We start from the raw sequence: 20,545 nt of genomic DNA on the forward strand, positions 1-20,545 counted from the left end.
CCAGTTATTCCTGCGTTGGCGGATGCTCAGACAGCCAGTTGGCCAGCCGGCAGTATTGCTCTACAGAGATATTTTCCGCACGGGTGGTGGGATCAACCTCTAACGCGATAAGCTGCTCGACGCTGAACACATTGCCCAGACTGTTGCGCAATGTTTTGCGGCGCTGGTTAAATGCGGCTGTGGTAATGCGACTCAGCACGCGGACATCAGCAACAGGATAAGGCTGTACGGCATGCGGAACAAGACGCACGACAGCAGAATCCACTTTGGGCGGCGGCGTAAAGGCGGTAGGCGGCACTTCGAGTACCGGAATCACCTGGCAATAGTATTGTGCCATCACGCTTAACCGACCATAGGCTTTGCTGTTCGGACCAGCGACAAGGCGGTTCACCACTTCTTTTTGCAACATGAAGTGCATATCGCGAATAGCGTGAGTATAGCTAAACAGATGGAACATCAACGGCGTTGATATGTTGTAAGGTAAGTTGCCAAAAACGCGTAACGGCTGACCAATCTGTTGTGATAGCTCGGAGAAATTCACCGTCATGGCATCTTGCTGGATAACGGTCAGCTTATCTTTGAGCTGCGGATGTACCGTTAATCGAGCCGCCAGATCGCGGTCCAGTTCGACAACCGTAAACCGGGTCAGGTGTTCGGCAACGGGCAGCGTTAACGCGCCGAGGCCGGGACCAATCTCCACCATGGCGTGATCGGCCTGGGGATGAATGGCGGAGACAATACTCTCGATCACGAACTGATCGTTTAAAAAATTCTGCCCGAAACGCTTACGGGCAAAGTGGCCTTGATGGACGCGATTATTCATTACGGTGTTTCGTTATGGTGTTGAGTCATGTTGATGGCAAGCTGCAATGCCGTGATAAAGCTGCCCGGTTCTGCGTCACCGGTTCCCGCCAGCGAGAGCGCGGTGCCGTGATCGACAGAGGTTCGGATAAAGGGTAAGCCTAGCGTAATGTTAACCGCTCGGCCAAACCCCTGGTATTTCAATACCGGCAGCCCTTGATCGTGATACATCGCCAGTACGGCGTCTGCTTCTTTCAGGTATTTGGGCTGGAATAGCGTATCTGCGGGCAACGGGCCCACCAGATTCATCCCCTGTGCGCGCAGCTCATCCAGCGCAGGAATGATGATATCCAACTCCTCACGTCCCATATGGCCGCCTTCGCCGGCGTGTGGATTAAGTCCACACACGTAAATGCACGGACGGGCCAGACCAAACTTCTGCTGGAGATCGCGCTGCAAAATCGTAATCACCTCATGCAGGCTGTCGCGGGTAATGGCACGGGAAACGTCAGCCAGCGGCAGGTGCGTGGTCGCCAGCGCCACGCGCAGTTCCTCGGTTGCCAGCATCATCACCACTTTTTTGCAGCCGCTGCGATCGGCGAAAAACTCGGTGTGTCCGCTGAAAGGCACACCGGCATCGTTGATGATACCTTTATGCACCGGCCCGGTTACCAGTGCGGCAAACTCGCCGCTCAGGCAGCCATCACAGGCGCGAGCCAGCGTGTTTACCACGTACAGGCCATTGTCGACGTTAAGCTCGCCGGGGGAAGACTCTGCGGATAATGACACCGGCAATATCGTCAGCGAGCCCGCACGTTGCGCGCTGGCTTGGGTATCGGGTTGGTAGTCTCGCAGCGTTAACGGCAGACTCAACTGCTTCGCTCGGCTACGCAGCAACGCGGGGTCGGCGCACACCACCAGTTCTACCGGCCAGTCGCGCTGAGCCAGTTGAATGATGAGGTCGGGACCAATCCCGGCGGGTTCGCCGGGGGTGATCACGATACGAGACGTGGTTGTGGTCATTGTGCTGAGCTGCTGTCGCTGCCGTTAACGATCTTCACGTAAGCGGCTGCACGTTGTTCCTGCATCCAGGTTTGCGCCTCTTCCGAGAATTTACGGTTAAACAGCATGCGGTAAGCACGATCTTTCTGCGCCGCGTCGGTTTTGTCTACCTGACGTGTCTCTAACAGTTGAATCAAGTGCCAGCCGAAGGAGGAGTGGATCGGGGCGCTGATTTCCCCTTTGCGCAGTTTCATCAGCGCATCGCGGAATGACGGATCGTACATATCCGGCGTTGCCCAGCCCAGATCGCCGCCCTGATTGGCCGAGCCGGGATCTTGTGAAAGCTGTTTTGCCTGAGCGGCAAAGTCGGTGGTTCCCCGTTTGATCTGCTGCGCAACCTCATCCAGTTTAGCCTGTGCCTGGCTGTCGTTCATCACGACAGACGGTTTCAACAGGATGTGGCGTGCATGCACTTCGGTAACGGAAACGGATTTGTCGCCGCCGCGAATATCGTTAACGCGCAAAATGTGGAAACCCACGCCGGAACGGATCGGACCGACCACCTGGCCTTTTTGGGTCTGTGTCAGACGTTCGGCGAACAGGGACGGGATCTCCTGAAGTTTACCCCAGCCCATTTGGCCGCCTTTCAGCGCCTGTGAATCCGCTGAATGTGCGATAGCCAGTTTGGCAAAATCGGCCCCGCCTTGCAGCTGTTGTACCAGCGATTTAGCCAGGTTTTCAGCGTCATCCACTTGTTGCTGTGACGGATTTTCTCCCAGCGGGATCAGAATGTGGCTCAGGTTCAGTTCAGCGTCTTCACCGGTCTGGTTAGCGATCTGTTTTGCCAGCGCGTCAACTTCCTGAGGCAGGACCGTAATGCGGCGACGCACTTCGTTATTACGGACTTCGGCAATCGTCATCTCTTTACGAATCTGATTGCGATAGCTGCTGTAGGTCAAATTCTCATAGGCCAACTGGCTTTTTAGCTGGTCGAGCGTCATGCGGTTTTGAGCCGCAATATTATTGATGGCCTGATCCAACTGCGCATCACCAATCTGGATATTCATTTTTTTTGCCATTTGCAAAATGATGTTATCCATAATCAGACGATCGAGGATCTGGTGGCGCAACGTACTCTCATCCGGTAACTGTTGTCCCGCTTGCTGCGCATTCATCTTCACGGACTGTAAAAGCGTGCTGACATCACTTTCAAGCACGACGCTGTTGTCCACGACGGCGGCGACTTTATCAACAACCTGTGGCGCAGCAACCGCTGCATTGGCGCTGAGGGCCAGCCCGAGGATAAGCGTTTTCCAGTTCTTCATACCTTTCCCGTTAGTTTCACCCGCAAGGCGGATTAAAAGTTGATGTGTTACCGTTTATTCCACGCGCGCACGACCGCATCAGAATGCGCGCTGATAAGGCAGAATACCGGAGCGCAGCATTTTTTGCGCACCCAGCGTTTCATTGCTGCTTAAACCCCGTAGCTCGATGTTGATCGAGAACTTGTTATCGTACTCACTGGATTGCCGATTGGTGTTCCAGTCGGTAATTTTCCGCTCGTAGCCCATATTGACGGCCCAGCAACAGGTATTGTATTGAAAGCCGATACGCTGGTTGGCGGTTTGATTCGCTTTGGTGTCGTAGTAATACGCACCGACCACTGACCACCGCTCGGCAATTGGCCACGCTGCGGTGATCCCCACCTGCGAAATGCCCTGTTGATAGGCTTGGCTCGGCAACAGATTCTGTACCGAGTTTTGAATATATTCCCGGCTGGCATAGCGGTAGTTTAACTGCACCAGTTTCTCGCTATCCTGACGGTATTCCAGCACCGCGTTGCCCTGAGAAATGCTCTCAAGGCGGGTGTCATATTGCAAACCGCCGCGCATGCCCCACACATCGTTAATCTTCCAGTAGCTGTCACCGGCCCACACCAGGCTGCCGTTATCGTCGTTTTGGTCCATGACCGTGGTGCTATCCCCGGTTCTGGGGCGATCGAAGTAATAGATTTGACCGACGGAAGCATTAAAACGTTCCACCAGATTTTGATCATAAACGCGGGTGGTCAAACCGGTCGCAATCTGATTGGCCGACGCGATGCGATCCAACCCGCTGTAACTGCGGTCGCGGAACAGGCCGGTGTAGTCATTTTGCAGCAGCGTGGAGTCATAGGTGTAAATGCTGCGCTGATCGCGGTAAGGCACGTACAGGTACTGGACGCGCGGCTCCAGCGTTTGGGTAAAGGCGTTGGACCAATCCATTTCGCGTTCAAACACCAGTTTGCCGTCAACTTTGTACTGCGGCAAAACGCGATTGACCGAGTCTTTCAGCGCATCACTGTCAATGTCATTTCGCTTGTTGGGATAGGTACGAAAACGTTCCAGATTGGTTTGCTGGTAATGGGTGGCCATCAGCTTCGCTTCGGTGTTCAGGCTACCCCAGCGGTTGGTCAATGGCAGACTGACCGTTGGCTCGGCATGGAAACGCGTCGCTTCGGGGAGGCTGTTGTTCATGTTGGTAAATTTTACCGCCTGCCCATAAAGATGCATGTCGAATGGGCCGATATCCTCTCGGTAGTAGTTGAGGTCGAGTTGGGGTTCGGCGCGGTAAACATCATTGTTGGTGTTGGCTGCCAGCAATTGGAACTGTTTATTGGATAACGTGGCGTCCCAATTCTGGTTGGCATAGCCGACGCTGAATTTTTGGTTCACGTAGCCGCTGGTCGTGGAGCCGTAAGAAGAATCGAGGTCTTTGAAATAGTTAATATCGCTGACCTTGGTGTAATCGCTGTTAAAGCGCCACACCTGATCCATGATACCTTCGTGCTGCCAGTGGAACAGCCAGCGCGTATCTTTGTCGTCCATATTGTCGCGACGATAGGCTCTGTCATTCGGCAACCAGTCCAACTGCACTGTACCGGAGCCCGGGGTGGCAAGGTAACGGAACTCGTTTTGCAACTGTACGCCGCGCTTGGTCAGGACGTGCGGTGTAATGGTCGCATCCATATTGGGTGCGATATTCCAGTAATAGGGCGTGATCAGTTCAAAGCCGCTGCTGCCGCTGTAGCGGGCGTTGGGAATCAAAAAGCCGGAACGGCGTTTGTCACCCACGGGCAGTTGCAGGTAAGGGCTGTAGAAGACCGGAACGTTGCCAATTTTGACGCGCGCATTCCAAATTTCAGCAACTTGCTCATCCCTGTCATGGATCACTTCCGAACCGACGACACTCCAGCTATCATCACCCGGCAGACAGGTAGTGAAAGAGCCGTTTTCCAGAATGGTGTAGCGACTGTCACCGCGCATTTGCATTTTATCGGCATCGCCACGGCCCTGACGGTCAACCATCTGGTAATCGCCCTGAAACACGTCGGTATCTCGCGTATTCAGGTTAGACCAGGCTTTGGGGCCTTTCAGGATGACCAGGTTGTCATCATAATTGACATTGCCGGTGGCGGTGATGGTGCGAACCGGGGCACCCGCGGTGTCAGTGCCGGTCTGGCGCAGTTCAACCTGATCGGCCTGCAAACGGCTGTTGCCTTGCTCGATATTGACGTTACCCAGGAAACGGGCGTTATCCGGATAGTTGGCTTCGCTTTTGTCCGCCTGAATATGCACCGGGAGCGTATTGGGCTCGCCAGTGACCAGCGGCCGTGTGAACGTAGGAACGCCAAGCCGGCACTGGGCGGCAAGATCGGCCAACGCGTGTTGGCTGTAGAGCGCCGACCCAATCAAGGTGGCCAGCAGAGTTGGAAAACATTTTTTCATACGCGGTATCGGTGTTCCGTCATCAAGGGCATCATGCCGGCAAACGGTCAGAGACTATATCACTGGCTTACGTTGCGCCAGTGTAAATTCCCCACTGTTTCTCTGCTCTGCCGTTAGGTGCAACGCTAAATGACGGGTATGATAAAGCAATTTTTGGCCGACGGCATGAGGATTTGAGGAAGTATATGCGCTATTGGGGCAAGTTGCTGGGCTTGATACTGGGTATTATGTCCGGCGGCGGCGTGTGGGGAGTGATTACGGGCGTGCTGATGGGCCATATGGTTGATCGAGCCAGGGCTGCGCGTCGCCGTGATTTTTTCTCCGCACAGTCTACCCGACAGTCGCTGTTTTTTCTCACCACCTTTCAGGCCATGGGGCACCTGACCAAATCCAAAGGACGCGTCACCGAAGCGGATATTCATGCTGCCACCTTGATGATGGACCGGCTGGAGCTGTTTGGTGAGGCACGTCTGGCGGCGCAGAAGGCCTTTCGTGAAGGGAAATCCAATGCGTTCCCGGTACGCACCAAGCTGCGTAAGCTGCGCGATGCCTGCCTGGGTCGCTTCGATATGATCAGAATGTTTCTTGATATCCAACTTCAGGTCGCGTTTAACGACGGTGCACTGCACCCGAACGAACGCCGGTTACTGTACGTGTTTGCGGATGAACTGGGCGTGACGCGTGAACAGTTCGAGTTTTTCATGCGCCATATGGAAGGGCAGCAGCGCCAGTCTCAGCAACAGGGCCAATCGAAGCAACATCAATCGAGGCAGAATGGCAAATCCTACCAGCGCCGCAATCAATCCTACGGCGGACAGTCGTATGGCGGGCAATCGCAGGGCGGGCAGCGTCAGCAGCCGCCTTATACGCGCGGGCCTACGCTTGAGAGTGCCTGCCGTACGCTGGGCGTGCGCACCAGTGATGATGCCGCTACGGTAAAACGCGCTTATCGTAAACTGATGAACGAGCACCACCCCGATAAACTGGCGGGTAAGGGGCTCTCTCCGCGCATGATGGACATGGCAAAACGCAAGGCGCAAGACATTCAGGCGGCCTATGAATTTTTGAAGAGCAGCCACGTCGCCAAGTAACCCCTCTCCGGTTTTTCCCACGTTTTTCTCGACGATTACCCTAAAAATCAGAAATCAGGCTCACAGCGAAAATGTATCGGTGTACCAAAAGCAGGGTGCGTGATAGCCAGTTCCTGCGCGTGCAGCAGCAGACGCGGTGCCAGCGCTTTGGCTTCAGGGTGAGCGTAAAAACCATCACCGAGGATCGGGTGTCCGAGTGCCAGCAGGTGCACACGCAATTGGTGTGAACGCCCGGTAATCGGCATCAGCTTCACACGCGTGGTGCCATCGGCCTCGCGTGCCAGAACCTGATACTGGGTTTGCGCCGGTTTTCCTTCTTCAAAACAGACCTTCTGTTTTGGGCGATTGGGCCAGTCGCAAATCAGTGGCAGATCGATCAATCCTTCATCGTGCTCCAGCCATCCCCATACGCGTGCGATATAGGATTTTTTGGGTTCGCGTTCGCGAAACTGGCGTTTCAGCTCCCGCTCGGCCGCTTTGGTCAACGCCACGGCAATCACACCGCTGGTGGCCATATCGAGACGGTGCACGGATTCCGCGTGGGGAAAATCCCGCTGAATGCGGCTCATCGTGCTGTCGTGGTGCTCAGGCGCTCTGCCGGGCACGGAGAGCAAGCCGCTGGGCTTGTTGACCACAATAATGTGTTGATCCTGATACAGCACGTGCAGCCAGGGATCGAGGGGCGGGTTATAGGGTTCCATGATGGCTCCTGCGGCGGCAACGGAGGGCCGTTGCCGCTGGCATTATTGACTACTGGTGAGAGACCACCACCAAACGAATGGCATCCAGTCGCCAGTTGGCCTGATGCAGATTGAGCAATACCTGCTCCCGCTGTGTTTCCAGCGCCAGCAACTCATCGTCACGGATGTTCGGGTTGACCGCTTTCAGGGCTTCCAGACGTTCGCGTTCGCGGCGCAGTTGCAGATCGGCCTGCTGTTGCGCCTCGATAATCAACTGTTGTGCCTGAGCGGCAACCAGCGGTTCGGCCTGTTGCAACATACTGTGGACGTCAGCCTGCACGGCGTTCACCAACTTGCTGGAAGTATGACGGTTCACCGCGTTGAGCTGGCGGTTAAAGCTTTCAAACTCGACCTGCGGTGCCAGATTTTTACCGGTGCGATCCATCAGTAAACGCAGCGGTGTGGGCGGCAGGAAGCGGGTCAACTGCAACTGCTTCGGTGCCTGTGCTTCCACCACGTAGACCAGTTCAGCCAGCAGCGTCCCCACGGGCAGCGCTTTATTTTTCAGCAATGATACGGCACAGCTACCGGTATTGCCGGACAAAATCAGATCCATGCCGTTGCGGATCAGCGGATGTTCCCAACTGACAAACTGTGCATCTTCCCGCGACAGCGCCTGCTCACGTTCGAAGGTGATGGTGCAGCCATCCTGCGGCAAGCCGGGAAAATCCGGCACCAGCATATGATCGGAAGGCGTCAGAATAATCAGATTATCGCTGCGATCTTCCTGATTCACGCCGACGATATCGAACAGATTCAGGGCGAAAGTGACCAGGTTAACGTCGTTGTCCTGTTCCGCGATGGATTGGGCGAGCCCCTGCGCGGCTTCACCGCCGTTAGAGTGCATTTCCAACAGGCGGTCGCGGCCGAGTTCGAGCTGTGCTTTCAGCGCATCATGTTGTTGACGGCAGGCATGAATAAACTCATCCAGCCCGTCGCTTTCACCGGGAGCGCTCAGGCGCTCAATCAGCGTGCTGTAATGGGCATCATAAATGGTGCGGCCCGTTGGGCAGGTATGTTCGAAGGCATCGAGCCCTTCGTGATACCAACGCACCAGCAGCGCCTGCGCGGTGTTTTCCAGATAGGGCACCAGCACCTGAATTTCTTGCGTTTGTCCGATACGATCCAGACGGCCGATACGCTGCTCCAGCAGATCCGGATTAAACGGCAGATCGAACATGATCAGATGGCTGGCGAACTGGAAGTTGCGTCCTTCAGAGCCGATCTCAGAGCAAATCAGCACCTGTGCGCCATCCTCTTCCGAGGCAAAATAGGCCGCCGCGCGATCGCGCTCAAGGATAGACAACCCTTCGTGGAAGACGGCGGCGCGAATCGCTTCACGCGTGCGCAGCACCTGCTCAAGCTGCAAGGCGGTGGCCGCTTTGGCGCAAATCACCAATATTTTTTTGTCACGATTGGCGGTCAGGTAGCCGAGCAGCCACTCAACGCGCGGATCGAAGTTCCACCAGGTGGCATCGTCCCCTTCCAGCATTTGGTAAATCTGCTCCGGGTACAGCATGTCGCGCGCGCGCGCTTCCGGCGTTTTACCGCCGCTCATGATGCCGGAGACTTTAATGGCGGTCTGGTATTGCGCGGGCAGCGGTAACTTGATCTGATGCAGCACCCGCTGCGGGAAGCCCTTTACGCCTTGGCGCGTATTGCGGAACAGCACGCGGCTGGTGCCGTGCCTGTCCATCAGCATGGCGATCAGTTCCTGACGCGCCGTTTGGCGATCGTCGGTGTCGCTATTGACCGCTTTGAGCAGCGGTTCGCAGTCTTGCTCGCTCAGCAGTTCGGTGAGCAGGTTCATCTCATCTTTGCTGAGGTTTTCACCGGCAAGCAGTAGCGCAACCGCATCTGCCACCGGACGATACTGCTGCTGCTCTTTTACGAATTCACGGTAGTCGTGGAAACGGTTTGGATCTAACAGCCGCAAACGAGCAAAGTGGCTCTCCTGACCGAGTTGCTCAGGGGTTGCCGTCAGCAGCAGCACGGCAGGAATGCGCTGCGCCAACTGTTCAATCGCCTGATATTCAGGGCTAGGTGCGGCTTCGCTCCAGGAGAGGTGATGTGCTTCATCGACTACCAGCAAATCCCAATGTGCCGCCAGCAATTGTTCAAAGCGCGCCGCATTTTTCTGAACAAAACTCAGGGAGCAGATGATCAACTGCTCGGTTTCAAACGGGTTGCTGCTGTCGAGTCTGGCCTCGGCATAACGCTCATTATCAAACAGGGAAAACAGCAGGTTAAAGCGGCGCAGCATCTCCACCAGCCACTGATGTTGCAGGGTTTCCGGCACCACGATCAGCACGCGTTCAGCGCGCCCGGCCAACAGTTGCTGGTGGATAACCATCCCGGCTTCAATGGTCTTGCCCAGACCCACTTCATCGGCCAGCAGCACGCGTGGCGCGTGGCGCTGACCCACTTCGCGCGCAATGTGCAACTGGTGAGGGATCAGGCTGGCGCGCATGCCGCGCAGGCCGCCCCAAGGCTGCAACGCCTGAGCCTGTTGGTGCAAACGCGTGCGATAGCGCAGGGCAAAACGATCCATACGATCGATCTGCCCGGCAAACAGGCGATCCTGCGGCTTATTAAAGGTCAACTTGCTGTCCAGCATCACTTCGCGCAGTTCTGCCGGGGTGCCGTCATCAAGGCGTTCACCGATATACACGATCAACCCGTTTTCGTCGCGGGTTTCAGTGACGCTGAGCTGCCAGCCTTCGTGGCTGGTGACGGTATCGCCAGAATTAAACATGACACGAGTTATCGGGGCATCGCTTCTTGAATAGAGGCGGTTTTCTCCGCTTGCGGGAAAAAGCAGTGTGACCATGCGTACATCCAGAGCAACAACCGTGCCCAGTCCCAGCTCGCTTTCCGTATCGCTGATCCAGCGTTGACCAAGTGTAAAAAGCATAAATTCGTAGCTCGATATTTGTCATTGTCGGGCATGTCGGACAGGGAAAAGCCTGTCGTTAATCCCTTTGGAGATGAATGGTTAGTGGTGGTAATGCATACCCGTTTTCAGTCAGGCAGATCCCCGCCTTCCTGCAACGCGAATTATTTAGAGTATTGAAAGGGGTGTATGGTAATGGAAGGCGCGGCATTCGTCATCCATTCAACGCTTAAAATAATCCCATCTGGCCGGTAATCAGGCTGGAAAAATCATCCTGTAAAAACGGCAGGATGGCATCGGCCACCGGTTGCAGTTGGCGCTCAACATAGTGAGTATAGTCCAGCGTCGAGTGGCGGGTTTCCATCGGCTCCGGGCCGCTCTGCGTCATCACATAGCTGATCCAACCGCCGTTCTGGTATTGAAGCGGGCGACCTATCTGGCGGTTGTAGTCGTCAGCGAGTCGGGCGGCACGCACGTGCGGCGGTACGTTTTTCTGGTAATCACTGAGCGGGCGACGCAGTCGTTTACGGTAGACAAGCAGATCGTCAAACTCGCCGTTCAGGGTTTTTTCGACATAGTCACGCAGCCAGGTTTGATAAGGCTGCTGGCGGAAAATACGCGCATACAGCTGTTGCTGAAACTGCTGCGCCAGCGGGGTCCAATCGGTGCGTACCGTTTCCAGCCCTTTGTAGACGATTTTTTCCCCGTCAGGCGTCTGCGCCATACCCGCATAGCGCTTCTTGCTGCCCTGTTCCGCACCGCGAATGGTCGGCATCAGAAAGCGGCAATAGTGGGTTTCAAATTGCAGCTCAAGCGCGCTGGTCAGCCCTACTGTTTGTTGCAGGTGGTTTTGCCACCAGTGATTGACCAACTGGGCCAGCTTACGGCCTATCTCGATGGCCTCATCATTATCGTGCGCGCGTTTCAGCCAGACAAAGGTGGAGTCGGTATCACCGTAGATCACCTGATAGCCCTGCGCCTCAATCAAGGCGCGGGTTTGCTGCATAATCTCGTGGCCGCGCAGGGTGATAGAGGAGGCCAGACGCGGATCGAAGAAACGGCAGCCGCTAGCCCCCAGCACGCCATAGAAGGCGTTCATGATGATTTTCAGCGCCTGCGACAGCGGTTTATTTCCGGCGCGCTTGGCGGCATCACGTCCCTGCCAAATCTGCTCGACAATGGCGGGTAGGCAGTGCTGCTGGCGCGAGAAGCGAGCGCCGCGAAAGCCGGGCACCGAAGCATCGTCATCCGGCTGCTGCATGCCGCAAACCAGCCCCACCGGGTCGATCAGAAAGGTACGGATGATCGAGGGATACAGACTTTTATAATCAAGCACCAACACCGAGTCATACAGCCCAGGCGCTGAATCCATCACAAAGCCACCGGGGCTTGCCTCCACGGCAACCTCACCCAGATTGGGAGCCACGTAACCAAGACGATGCATGCGCGGCAGATACAGGTGGCTGAATGCGGCGACCGACCCGCCGCTGCGATCCGCCGCCAATCCGGTGACGGTGGCGCGCTCCAGCAGGAACGACATCAGATCGGTTTTTTCAAAAATGCGCGTGACCAGCTCGCAGTCCTGAAGGTTATAGCGGGCGAGAGCGGGTTTGTCGTGTGCAAAACGCTGCTCGATTTCATCCATGCGCTGGTAAGGATTATCCGACAGTTTACCTTCGCCCAGCAGCGTCTGGGACACGTACTCCAGACTGAATGAGGGAAAATTCCAGGTAGCAGATTTCAAGGCTTCAATGCCGTCTACGATCAGCCGCCCTGGCGTACTGGCAAAGAAATGCCCCTGTTTGAATCCGTGCTCGCGCCACTCCAGTTCCTGATTGCCGCGCCCCAAGCGCAGCGGGATGCGATAACGCTCGGCGTGTTTTTGCAGCACGCGCAGGTCAAACTGCACCAGATTCCAACCGATGATCACATCGGGATCGTGCTCTGCAAACCAGGCGTTAAGTTTCTCCAGCAATTGCGGGCGACTGTTGACATATTCCAGCGCAAATTCAGGCGCAAGCGGCGCATCGTCGGGTTCTGGCCCCAGCATATACACCTGACGCTGTCCGCACCCTTCCAGCCCGATGCAGTAAAGCTCGCCATGGCGGCTGGTTTCGATATCCAGCGACACCAGTTTTAACCGGGGTCGATAGTCAGGGCAGGGCTTCATCTGGGCTTGAACCACCGCGTTCGGCCCGGCGGGTTGACCGCTGAACCACACCGGTGCGGTGATAAAGCGCTCCATCAGATAACGATCGGGCGGGCGGATGTCGGCTTCATAAACGGTAATGCCCGCTTCCTGTAATCGCTTTTCCAGCGCCAGCAGTTGGCGGTAATGGGAGCAATAGAGGCCCAGCAGCGGCTGATGGTGAAAATCATGCAGGGTCAGGGGGCGCAACGAGGGGGGACGCTGCTTACGCGGCGCGGAGGTATCGGCATTCAGCAGCACTTCAGCGCGCGCCTGCTGCTGCGCGGGAATGAAGGCCACCGCGTGTTGAGGTGGCAAAGCAACCAGCACCGGACCACCGTCGGTGGCGAGCCAGAGATCAATCTGAATGCCAGCGGGGGTGTCACGCCAGTGGCGGGTAAGAATAAACCCCTGAGACGCCTGCGCCACGCTTGAATACCTCAGCCAAGAGAGAAGTATTAAGTATGGTTATATATACAGTTATAGTCTAGTGTTATCTTCACACCCGCTATCTTCAAGCACCCGGAGCCAGCACCACGCGATTACGGCCTTCCTGCTTGGCGCGATAGAGCGCCTTATCGGCCAGCTTGAGTGCCTGGTCGATGGTAAAATCGCCGTTTTTGTCCGCGCGCCACAGGGAAACACCCAGTGAAATGGTGATGTTACCCGCAGGCGATGCCATTGCCTCCGTGCTGGTGCGCAGCCGTTCGGCGATCTGCTCGGCAATATCCTGCGACGTTTCCGGGAGCAGCACTAAAAATTCCTCGCCGCCGCTGCGGCACAAAATATCGCTGTCGCGAGAACCGGTTCTTAACTGTTCTGCGATAAACGTGATGACCGCATCCCCCGTATCATGACCGAAGGTGTCGTTAACCCGTTTAAAATGGTCGATGTCCAGCGCGATAATGGCGAAATCCCGGTGCAGGGTCTGCCAATACTTCAGAATGGTATCCAGTCCGCGGCGGTTGTACAGGCCGGTCATGGGATCGGTTTGCGCTTCGAAACGCAGCTTGCCAATCTTTTGCTGTAACAGATTGATGCCAATCAGCATGGCCTGTTTGAGCTGTGTCGCCTCAAAATACCAGGATGAGATCTTGTTGATGTCTTCAGAAATGTCGTTGGCATCCATCTTATTGGCGCTGCGCGCCAGCAACCACAGCGGCTGGGCAATCAAACGGGCCAGCAGCCAAACGCACAAAATGGTCAGCAACGCCATCGGTAGCGTATGACGCAGCACGTTAAGCATCAGGCCATCGAGTGGCTTCAGCGTCTCTAACGTTGGCCGCAGCGCAACAACTTCCCAGCCGGTGGCCGGAACGATAGCAAAACCTGCCAGCATCTTTTCACCGACGTAATTCACCATCTGCTGGCTGCCGTTGGTCGGGCCTTGATGGGGGACCACCAAATTGTTGGTTTCCGTTTGCCCTATACGCACGTTGTCTCTGTGATAGAGCATGCGTCGTTGGCTGTCGGTGACATAAATATAGGAGCCGTCACGGTAGTAGTGTTGCCCGAGCAGGGTATTCAGGATGCTGGTTTTTTTCAGATAGATAGAACCACCAACAAACCCCAGATAGCGCCCGGACCGATCGAAAATCGGGCTGGATATCAAGACAATCAGATTTTCCGCCGCAGAGATATAGGGTTGGCTGATCAGCGGCACGCGCTCTTTCAGCGCCGCCAGTGCGCCCTCGGTCGTCAGCTTCTGTCCGATAAGCTGGAAGGTATCCGGCGAGGTGGCGCGCACCACGCCTTTGGCATCCGCCACCAGCACCGAATTAAAACTGTGGGTTTGCAAACGTAGCCGATCGGATTCTTGCACCAGATTGACCGTGTCGCTAAAGTCTTCTGCCAGGATCGTGGCGCTGTAGGCCAACTGCTGTTGCGCATTCTCAAAAAAGATCTGCGTTTCGGCGGCCAGCTTGCTGGCGTAAACCCGGTTTGATTCCAGCGTATTGGTAATCAACAGATCGCGCTGCACGCGGTAGGTGGCGTAAAAGCTATTCGCGAGCGTGATCAGGGCACTCATTACCGCCAATAAAAGGATTAAACGGCGTAATCCGACATGGTGAAATACGCTAGAAGACATAAATAGGGACAAAAAGCCTGGCGAAAAGGTTATTCATGATAAGGGTTGTTGCCTATTATGTATACCTTCTCTTTTGCTGGGACGGGGGCATTATTGCTGTTTTACTTTGCCGCCAATGTGTTTCGATAACCCAGGTGTGGATGCCATTTTTTATTTAAAATCTGTCAGATAGGTAATAATTTGAATTGCATCAATCCTGCTATTATCACGAAGCGAGAAAATGGTGCAAAAGCGTCATTTATCGGTAACAAACGTAACATTTTTTGAACACGGCAGAAGTGAAAATAATTTAGATAATCACGGCGTTGTATTAAAACGTTATTATGTTCTGCCTCTCATTATTATAATAATTCATGAGTGCTCCTTTCTGTGTATTGTGATTCTCATCACAATTTTCAGCTCATCCTTTGTCGCGTTGTTCTGTCTGTCTATTGCATAGCTAAATCGTTTTAATTAATGTTTAGCTTGCGGTTTATTAGGAGACTATCATGACGGCAAGAGTATGGGTGCTGGGCGATGCAGTGGTGGATTTACTCCCTGAAGGCCAGGGACGTTTGTTGCAGTGCCCCGGCGGTGCGCCTGCCAATGTGGCCGTGGGCATCGCACGGCTTAAGGGATGTAGCTGTTTTATTGGTCGCGTGGGGGACGATCCCTTTGGCCATTTTATGAAGCAAACATTACACGATGAGCGCGTGGATATCCGCTACCTGCGTTGCGATCCCGCGCACCGTACTTCAACCGTGGTTGTTGCTCTGGACGAACAGGGTGAGCGCTCATTTACCTTTATGGTGCGCCCGAGTGCCGATCTGTTCCTTGAAACCGCGGATTTGCCGGTATTTCACCGCGGCGAATGGCTGCATACCTGCTCGATAGCCTTGTCTGCCGAGCCATCGCGTACCGCAACCTATACCGCGATGACGCGTATGCGCGCCCAGGGCGGTTTCGTCAGTTTCGATCCGAATATCCGTGAAGATCTCTGGCCGAACAAAACGTTACTGCGAGAGTGTCTGCGGCAGGCGCTGCCTTTGGCTGATGTGGTGAAGCTGTCGGAAGAGGAACGGTTGTTTATATCCGGCAGTGAGGACGTACCGCATAGTATGGCCAGGCTTGCGCAGGAAAATGGCATCAGACTGCTGTTGGTTACTCAGGGTAAGTCTGGCGTACTCGCGTGGTTTAACGGTGACATTCACCATTATGCAGCGCGACCCGTAGTGAGTGTGGACACCACGGGCGCTGGAGATGCTTTTGTCGCCGGGCTGCTGTGGGGATTGGCTGAACACGGTTTGCCACATGACGTTACTGCGCTCAGCCGCCACCTAAGCTATGCACAACTCTGCGGTGCACTGGCAACCACAGCAAAAGGCGCAATGACTGCGCTGCCTTATCTTGAACAACTTCAGCAACAGCTCCCCTGAGGAACCTTGCATCTGATCGGCATTTTGCGACTTGCTTCACAATGACTAAACCGGTTTAGCAAATTTCATTGCGCGGGAAAAATAACCCTGTCTATGATTTCAACCTAAACCGGTTTAGCTAATTAATGTACCGATACATATGCTTCCTTAGGGAGACACAATAATGAAAAAAAGTACTCTTACCCTCACCCTCGGCTTGTTAATGGGCTCAGGTACGGCGATTGCTGATGCAGGCAAGAGCAGTATTGAAGCGCGCCTGATGGCGCTGGAGCAGCGACTTCAGGCTGCGGAGCAGCGTGCGAGCATGGCGGAAAACCGGGCTGATGCGGCGGAAAAGCAGGCGCGTGAGCTGGCTACCGTACAGCAGAAAACGCAAACCACCACGGCGCAGGTTGAACAGCGCACGGCCAAGCTGGAGCAAAAGGCCAGTGACAACGGCGGTTTCGAATTTCATGGCTATGCGCGCTCCGGCCTGTTGATGAATAATTCAGCGGCAAAAACGCAAGGTGGCCCCTCGGTGACGCCTGCGGGAGAAACTGGCGGTCATGTCGGACGTCTGGGCAACGAGCCGGATACCTACGTTGAATTAAACCTTGAACATAAACAGACATTGGCGAGCGGTGCCACTACCCGATTCAAGGTGATGCTGGCCGATGGACAGCGCAGCTATAACGACTGGACGGCATCCAGCAGCGATCTCAATCTGCGTCAGGCGTTTACCGAACTGGGCCATTTGCCGACGTTCACCGGGGCGTTTAAAGACAGCACGGTATGGGCGGGGAAACGCTTCGATCGCGATAACTTCGATATCCACTGGATTGATTCCGATGTGGTATTCCTCGCAGGGACCGGCGCGGGTATCTACGATATGCGCTTGGATGAGAACGCGCATAGCAATTTCTCGGTTTATGGCCGCACTTTCGGGGACATCGAGAACAGTGAGAATACAGCGCAGAATTACATTCTCAGCCTCAATCATTTTCAGGGGCCGGTTCAACTGATGGTCAGCGGTATGCGTGCTAAAGATAACGATGCGCGGCGCGATGTGGATAACCATCTGGTGAAAGGCGATGCTGCTAACAACGGGGTCCACGCGCTGTTGGGGTTACACAATGAGAGTTTCTATGGCGTGCGCGAAGGCTCATCCAAGACTGCGTTGCTGTATGGGCACGGGTTGGGGGCTGAGGTGAAGTCGATAGGCTCTGACGGTGCGCTGTTGCCAGAGGCGAATACCTGGCGGCTGGCGAGCTACGGCATCACGCCACTCGGCGGCGGCTGGCACATCGCGCCCGCGCTGTTGGCGCAAACCAGCAAGGATCGCTACGTAAAAGGGGATAGCTACGAGTGGGCAACCCTCAACCTGCGGTTTATTCAAGAAATTACCCGTAACTTTGAAATGCAATATGAAGGCAGCTATCAATATATGGATCTGCGGCCGCAGGGCTACAACAGTCGCAATGCGGTAAGCGGTAATTTCTACAAGCTTACCGTCGCACCGACGCTAAAAGCCGGAGACATTGGCGAATTCCTTAAACGCCCAGAGATTCGTCTGTTTGCTACCTGGATGGATTGGGACCACCGGCTGGATAACTATGCCAAAAGCGATAGTTTTGGCAGCAATGGCTTTGTCGCCGGTGGCGAGTGGAACTTTGGCGTACAGATGGAAACCTGGTTCTGATTGATATCACCCTGGCGGAGGCGGCTTCGCCAGGGGCACTGACAACGAAAATAATGAAAACACAGAGGTTGCTATGGACGTTGAACAGATTGCCCGGTCATTGTTGCCGTTGCTGGGCGGAAAAGAGAACATTGCCAGCGCCGCGCATTGCGCGACGCGCCTGCGCCTTGTCCTGGTGGAAGATGCCAAGGCGGATACTACTGCGATCGGTAAAGTGGACGGGGTTAAAGGGTGTTTTCGTAATGCCGGACAGTTGCAGGTCATCTTCGGTACTGGGATCGTCAATAAGGTCTACGCCGCGCTGATTCAGGTGGCAGGGATTGGTGAAACCAGCAAAGCCGACGTAGCGAAAATCGCTGCGCGTAAACTGAATCCGCTCCAGCGTGTGGCTCGCTTGCTGTCTAACATCTTTGTGCCGATTATCCCTGCCATCGTCGCCTCCGGTTTACTGATGGGCCTGCTCGGCATGGTGAAAACCTACGGTTGGGTGAGCGCGGATAATGCGCTCTATATCATGCTGGACATGTGCAGTTCCGCCGCGTTTATCATTCTGCCGATTTTGATCGGCTTTACCGCAGCGCGTGAGTTGGGTGGTAACCCCTATCTCGGGGCTACGCTTGGGGGCATTTTGACGCACCCCGCGCTCACTAATGCCTGGGGGGTTGCTGCCGGTTTCCATACCATGGATTTTTTCGGCATTGAAATAGCGATGATTGGCTATCAGGGCACGGTCTTTCCCGTCCTGCTGGCGGTGTGGTTTATGAGTGTCGTGGAGCGGCAATTGCGTAGGGTGATTCCTGATGCGCTCGATCTGATTCTGACGCCTTTCCTCACGGTGATTATCTCCGGGTTTGTTGCCTTGCTGATCATCGGGCCGGCGGGCCGTGTACTGGGCGATGGCATCTCGTTTGTGCTCAGCACGCTAATCGCGCACGCCGGTTGGTTGGCGGGATTGCTGTTCGGTGGGCTCTATTCCGCTATTGTTATTACCGGGGTGCACCACAGTTTCCATGCCATCGAAGCGGGACTGCTCGGCAACCCGTCGATTGGCGTCAACTTTTTGTTGCCCATTTGGGCAATGGCCAATGTGGCGCAGGGAGGCGCTTGTCTGGCGGTATGGTTTAAAACTCGGGATGCGAAAATCAAAGCGATTGCGCTGCCTTCTGCATTTTCGGCGCTGTTAGGCATCACGGAAGCGGCCATTTTCGGTATCAATCTGCGCTTTGTGAAGCCGTTTATTGCTGCATTGATCGGCGGAGCGGCAGGCGGTGCCTGGGTGGTCTCGGTGCATGTGTACATGACGGCGGTGGGATTAACCGGCATACCGGGTATGGCTATCGTGCAGGCCAGTTCGTTGATGAATTATATCATCGGGATGGTCATCGCTTTCGGCACGGCCTTTGTGGTTTCTTACCTACTTAACTATAAAACGGATTCAGAGTAATGACGCTACAGCCTCTGCTGCCTGACATTTTGCAGGCAGTGATGAAAGGTCAATCACGGGCTCAACAAGACAGTCACTATCCCGGCTGGCATTTGGCTCCGGTGACCGGATTACTGAACGATCCCAATGGCTTTATTCACTTCCAGGGGCGTTATCACTTGTTTTATCAGTGGAATCCCCTGGGTTGCCAGCATGCCAATAAATGCTGGGGGCATTGGAGTTCGCCGGATCTGTTGCACTGGCAGCATGAGCCTATCGCGCTGATGCCGGACAGCGAGTACGACCGCAGCGGCTGTTACTCTGGCTGTGCGGTGGATAATCACGGCGTGCTGACACTGTGCTATACCGGCAACGTCAAGTTTGATAACGGAGAGCGCACGGCCTGGCAGTGTCTGGCGGTACAAAATGCCCACGGCGGTTTCGACAAGCTGGGGCCGGTTATCCCATTGCCGGAAGGGTACACCGGCCACGTGCGCGACCCGAAAGTGTGGCATCACCAGCAGCATTGGTACATGGTGCTGGGGGCGCAGGACCAGCAAAAACAGGGAAAAGTGTTGCTCCTGCGCTCTGACGATCTTATGCAGTGGCAACCGTTGGGCGAGATCGCCGGCAGCGGCATCGGCGGGCTTGGCGATGCCGGATTCATGTGGGAATGCCCGGACTTATTCACCCTGGATGAGAACGATTTTCTGATTGTCTGCCCGCAGGGTGTGGCGCGGGAAGAAACGCGTTTTCTCAACAGTTACCCGAGCGCCTATGTCTCTGGTGAGCTCGATTACCATCGGGCCTGTTATCGCCACGGCCCTTTGGTGGAAATGGATGCCGGATTCGAGTTTTATGCCCCGCAAACGGCCCTGAGCGCGGACGGGCGACGCTTGCTGGTGGGATGGATGGGCGTACCGGATGGCGAGGAGATGTCTCAACCCACCACCGCGCAGGGTTGGATCCACCAGATGACCTGCGTGCGTGAGCTGTCGCAACACAATGGTAAGCTTTACCAACGTCCGATACGTGAATTGCAAGGATTGCGTGAGGATGAGCAACACTGGCAGGGCCTGGCGGATGACGCCCCAGTGCTGGAAGCGCAGAGCCTGGAACTGGAACTTGCCAGCCAAGGGCCGATAATGCTCAATTTTGCCGATACGCTGATACTCACCTGGCAATCCGATGGCCTGCGTCTGGCAAGGCTTAGCCGGATAACCGGTGAGTGGCAATACCGCTATTGGCCGGGAGACGTGCGCGAACTGCACATCTTGTGCGATCGTTCCAGCGTAGAAATCTTCATTAACGGCGGCGAAGGGGTGATGAGCAGCCGCTATTTCCCCGTGCATCCCGCCACGTTGGCATTGAGCGGTGGTACGAATCTGCGAGCGCGCTACTGGTCGTTGCGATCATGCATGGTAGAATAAGGGATTATTTTACTAAATGACGCACTGT

General features: G+C 55.2%; 13 protein-coding genes. 5 read left to right on the plus strand and 8 right to left on the minus strand.

Features of this window, described 5'->3' with window-relative positions; genetic code table 11:
- Positions 1-4 precede the first annotated feature (4 nt).
- The 4 genes from rsmA to lptD form a co-directional block, all read right to left on the minus strand.
- On the minus strand, positions 5-823 hold the full coding sequence (gene rsmA / locus J5069_RS14385) for a 16S rRNA (adenine(1518)-N(6)/adenine(1519)-N(6))-dimethyltransferase RsmA (RefSeq protein ID WP_264644526.1): 819 nt from the start codon (positions 821-823) through the stop codon (positions 5-7).
- Positions 823-1,824, minus strand: a complete 1,002-nt coding sequence (pdxA, locus tag J5069_RS14390) for a 4-hydroxythreonine-4-phosphate dehydrogenase PdxA (protein ID WP_264644527.1) — start codon at positions 1,822-1,824, stop codon at positions 823-825. The genes rsmA and pdxA overlap by 1 nt, the downstream gene beginning before the upstream one ends.
- Entirely contained in the window at positions 1,821-3,128 is a 1,308-nt protein-coding gene (surA, locus tag J5069_RS14395; protein WP_264644528.1) for a peptidylprolyl isomerase SurA, read from the minus strand. Before surA ends, pdxA begins: the two co-directional genes overlap by 4 nt.
- A gap of 78 nt (positions 3,129-3,206) precedes the next feature.
- A complete protein-coding gene (gene lptD / locus J5069_RS14400; RefSeq protein ID WP_264644529.1) occupies positions 3,207-5,570 on the minus strand; it encodes an LPS assembly protein LptD in 2,364 nt (787 codons plus the stop codon).
- Positions 5,571-5,755: 185 nt separating this feature from the next.
- Between lptD and djlA the strand changes: the two genes are divergently transcribed.
- The gene (gene djlA / locus J5069_RS14405; protein ID WP_264644530.1) at positions 5,756-6,661 is read left to right on the plus strand and encodes a co-chaperone DjlA; all 906 of its coding nucleotides are present in this window, start codon (positions 5,756-5,758) and stop codon (positions 6,659-6,661) included.
- Positions 6,662-6,708: 47 nt separating this feature from the next.
- Here djlA and rluA read toward each other — a convergent pair whose 3' ends face one another.
- From rluA to J5069_RS14425, 4 genes are all read right to left on the minus strand, one after another.
- Positions 6,709-7,362 (minus strand): bifunctional tRNA pseudouridine(32) synthase/23S rRNA pseudouridine(746) synthase RluA, encoded by a 654-nt coding sequence (gene rluA / locus J5069_RS14410; protein ID WP_264644531.1) that lies wholly within the window; start codon positions 7,360-7,362, stop codon positions 6,709-6,711.
- A 49-nt stretch (positions 7,363-7,411) separates the two neighbouring features.
- Positions 7,412-10,315 (minus strand): RNA polymerase-associated protein RapA, encoded by a 2,904-nt coding sequence (rapA, locus tag J5069_RS14415; RefSeq protein WP_264644532.1) that lies wholly within the window; start codon positions 10,313-10,315, stop codon positions 7,412-7,414.
- 208 nt (positions 10,316-10,523) lie between these two features.
- On the minus strand, positions 10,524-12,911 hold the full coding sequence (locus tag J5069_RS14420; RefSeq protein ID WP_264644533.1) for a DNA polymerase II: 2,388 nt from the start codon (positions 12,909-12,911) through the stop codon (positions 10,524-10,526).
- A gap of 85 nt (positions 12,912-12,996) precedes the next feature.
- Positions 12,997-14,571: a sensor domain-containing diguanylate cyclase gene (locus J5069_RS14425; protein ID WP_264651521.1), complete on the minus strand. Its 1,575-nt coding sequence runs from the start codon at positions 14,569-14,571 to the stop codon at positions 12,997-12,999.
- 488 nt (positions 14,572-15,059) lie between these two features.
- Between J5069_RS14425 and J5069_RS14430 the strand changes: the two genes are divergently transcribed.
- The 4 genes from J5069_RS14430 (at position 15,060) to J5069_RS14445 (ending at position 20,517) form a co-directional block, all read left to right on the plus strand.
- Positions 15,060-15,986, plus strand: coding sequence for an aminoimidazole riboside kinase (locus J5069_RS14430; RefSeq protein ID WP_264644535.1), 927 nt, complete (start codon positions 15,060-15,062; stop codon positions 15,984-15,986).
- 163 nt (positions 15,987-16,149) lie between these two features.
- Positions 16,150-17,664, plus strand: a complete 1,515-nt coding sequence (locus tag J5069_RS14435) for a carbohydrate porin (protein WP_264644536.1) — start codon at positions 16,150-16,152, stop codon at positions 17,662-17,664.
- Between the two features lie 73 nt (positions 17,665-17,737).
- The gene (locus J5069_RS14440; protein ID WP_264644537.1) at positions 17,738-19,108 is read left to right on the plus strand and encodes a sucrose-specific PTS transporter subunit IIBC; all 1,371 of its coding nucleotides are present in this window, start codon (positions 17,738-17,740) and stop codon (positions 19,106-19,108) included.
- Entirely contained in the window at positions 19,108-20,517 is a 1,410-nt protein-coding gene (locus J5069_RS14445) for a sucrose-6-phosphate hydrolase (protein ID WP_264644538.1), read from the plus strand. Before J5069_RS14440 ends, J5069_RS14445 begins: the two co-directional genes overlap by 1 nt.
- Positions 20,518-20,545: the final 28 nt, after the last annotated feature.

The organism is Candidatus Symbiopectobacterium sp. NZEC127 (assembly GCF_025962675.1).
GTDB lineage: Bacteria > Pseudomonadota > Gammaproteobacteria > Enterobacterales > Enterobacteriaceae > Symbiopectobacterium.

Coding starts and splice junctions, on each gene's coding strand:
- rsmA (WP_264644526.1), bottom strand. CDS start 823: ATGAATAATCGCGTCCATCAAGGCCACTTTGCCCGTAAGCGTTTCGGG.
- pdxA (WP_264644527.1), bottom strand. CDS start 1,824: ATGACCACAACCACGTCTCGTATCGTGATCACCCCCGGCGAACCCGCC.
- surA (WP_264644528.1), bottom strand. CDS start 3,128: ATGAAGAACTGGAAAACGCTTATCCTCGGGCTGGCCCTCAGCGCCAAT.
- lptD (WP_264644529.1), bottom strand. CDS start 5,570: ATGAAAAAATGTTTTCCAACTCTGCTGGCCACCTTGATTGGGTCGGCG.
- djlA (WP_264644530.1), top strand. CDS start 5,756: ATGCGCTATTGGGGCAAGTTGCTGGGCTTGATACTGGGTATTATGTCC.
- rluA (WP_264644531.1), bottom strand. CDS start 7,362: ATGGAACCCTATAACCCGCCCCTCGATCCCTGGCTGCACGTGCTGTAT.
- rapA (WP_264644532.1), bottom strand. CDS start 10,315: ATGCTTTTTACACTTGGTCAACGCTGGATCAGCGATACGGAAAGCGAG.
- J5069_RS14425 (WP_264651521.1), bottom strand. CDS start 14,571: ATGTCTTCTAGCGTATTTCACCATGTCGGATTACGCCGTTTAATCCTT.
- J5069_RS14430 (WP_264644535.1), top strand. CDS start 15,060: ATGACGGCAAGAGTATGGGTGCTGGGCGATGCAGTGGTGGATTTACTC.
- J5069_RS14435 (WP_264644536.1), top strand. CDS start 16,150: ATGAAAAAAAGTACTCTTACCCTCACCCTCGGCTTGTTAATGGGCTCA.
- J5069_RS14440 (WP_264644537.1), top strand. CDS start 17,738: ATGGACGTTGAACAGATTGCCCGGTCATTGTTGCCGTTGCTGGGCGGA.
- J5069_RS14445 (WP_264644538.1), top strand. CDS start 19,108: ATGACGCTACAGCCTCTGCTGCCTGACATTTTGCAGGCAGTGATGAAA.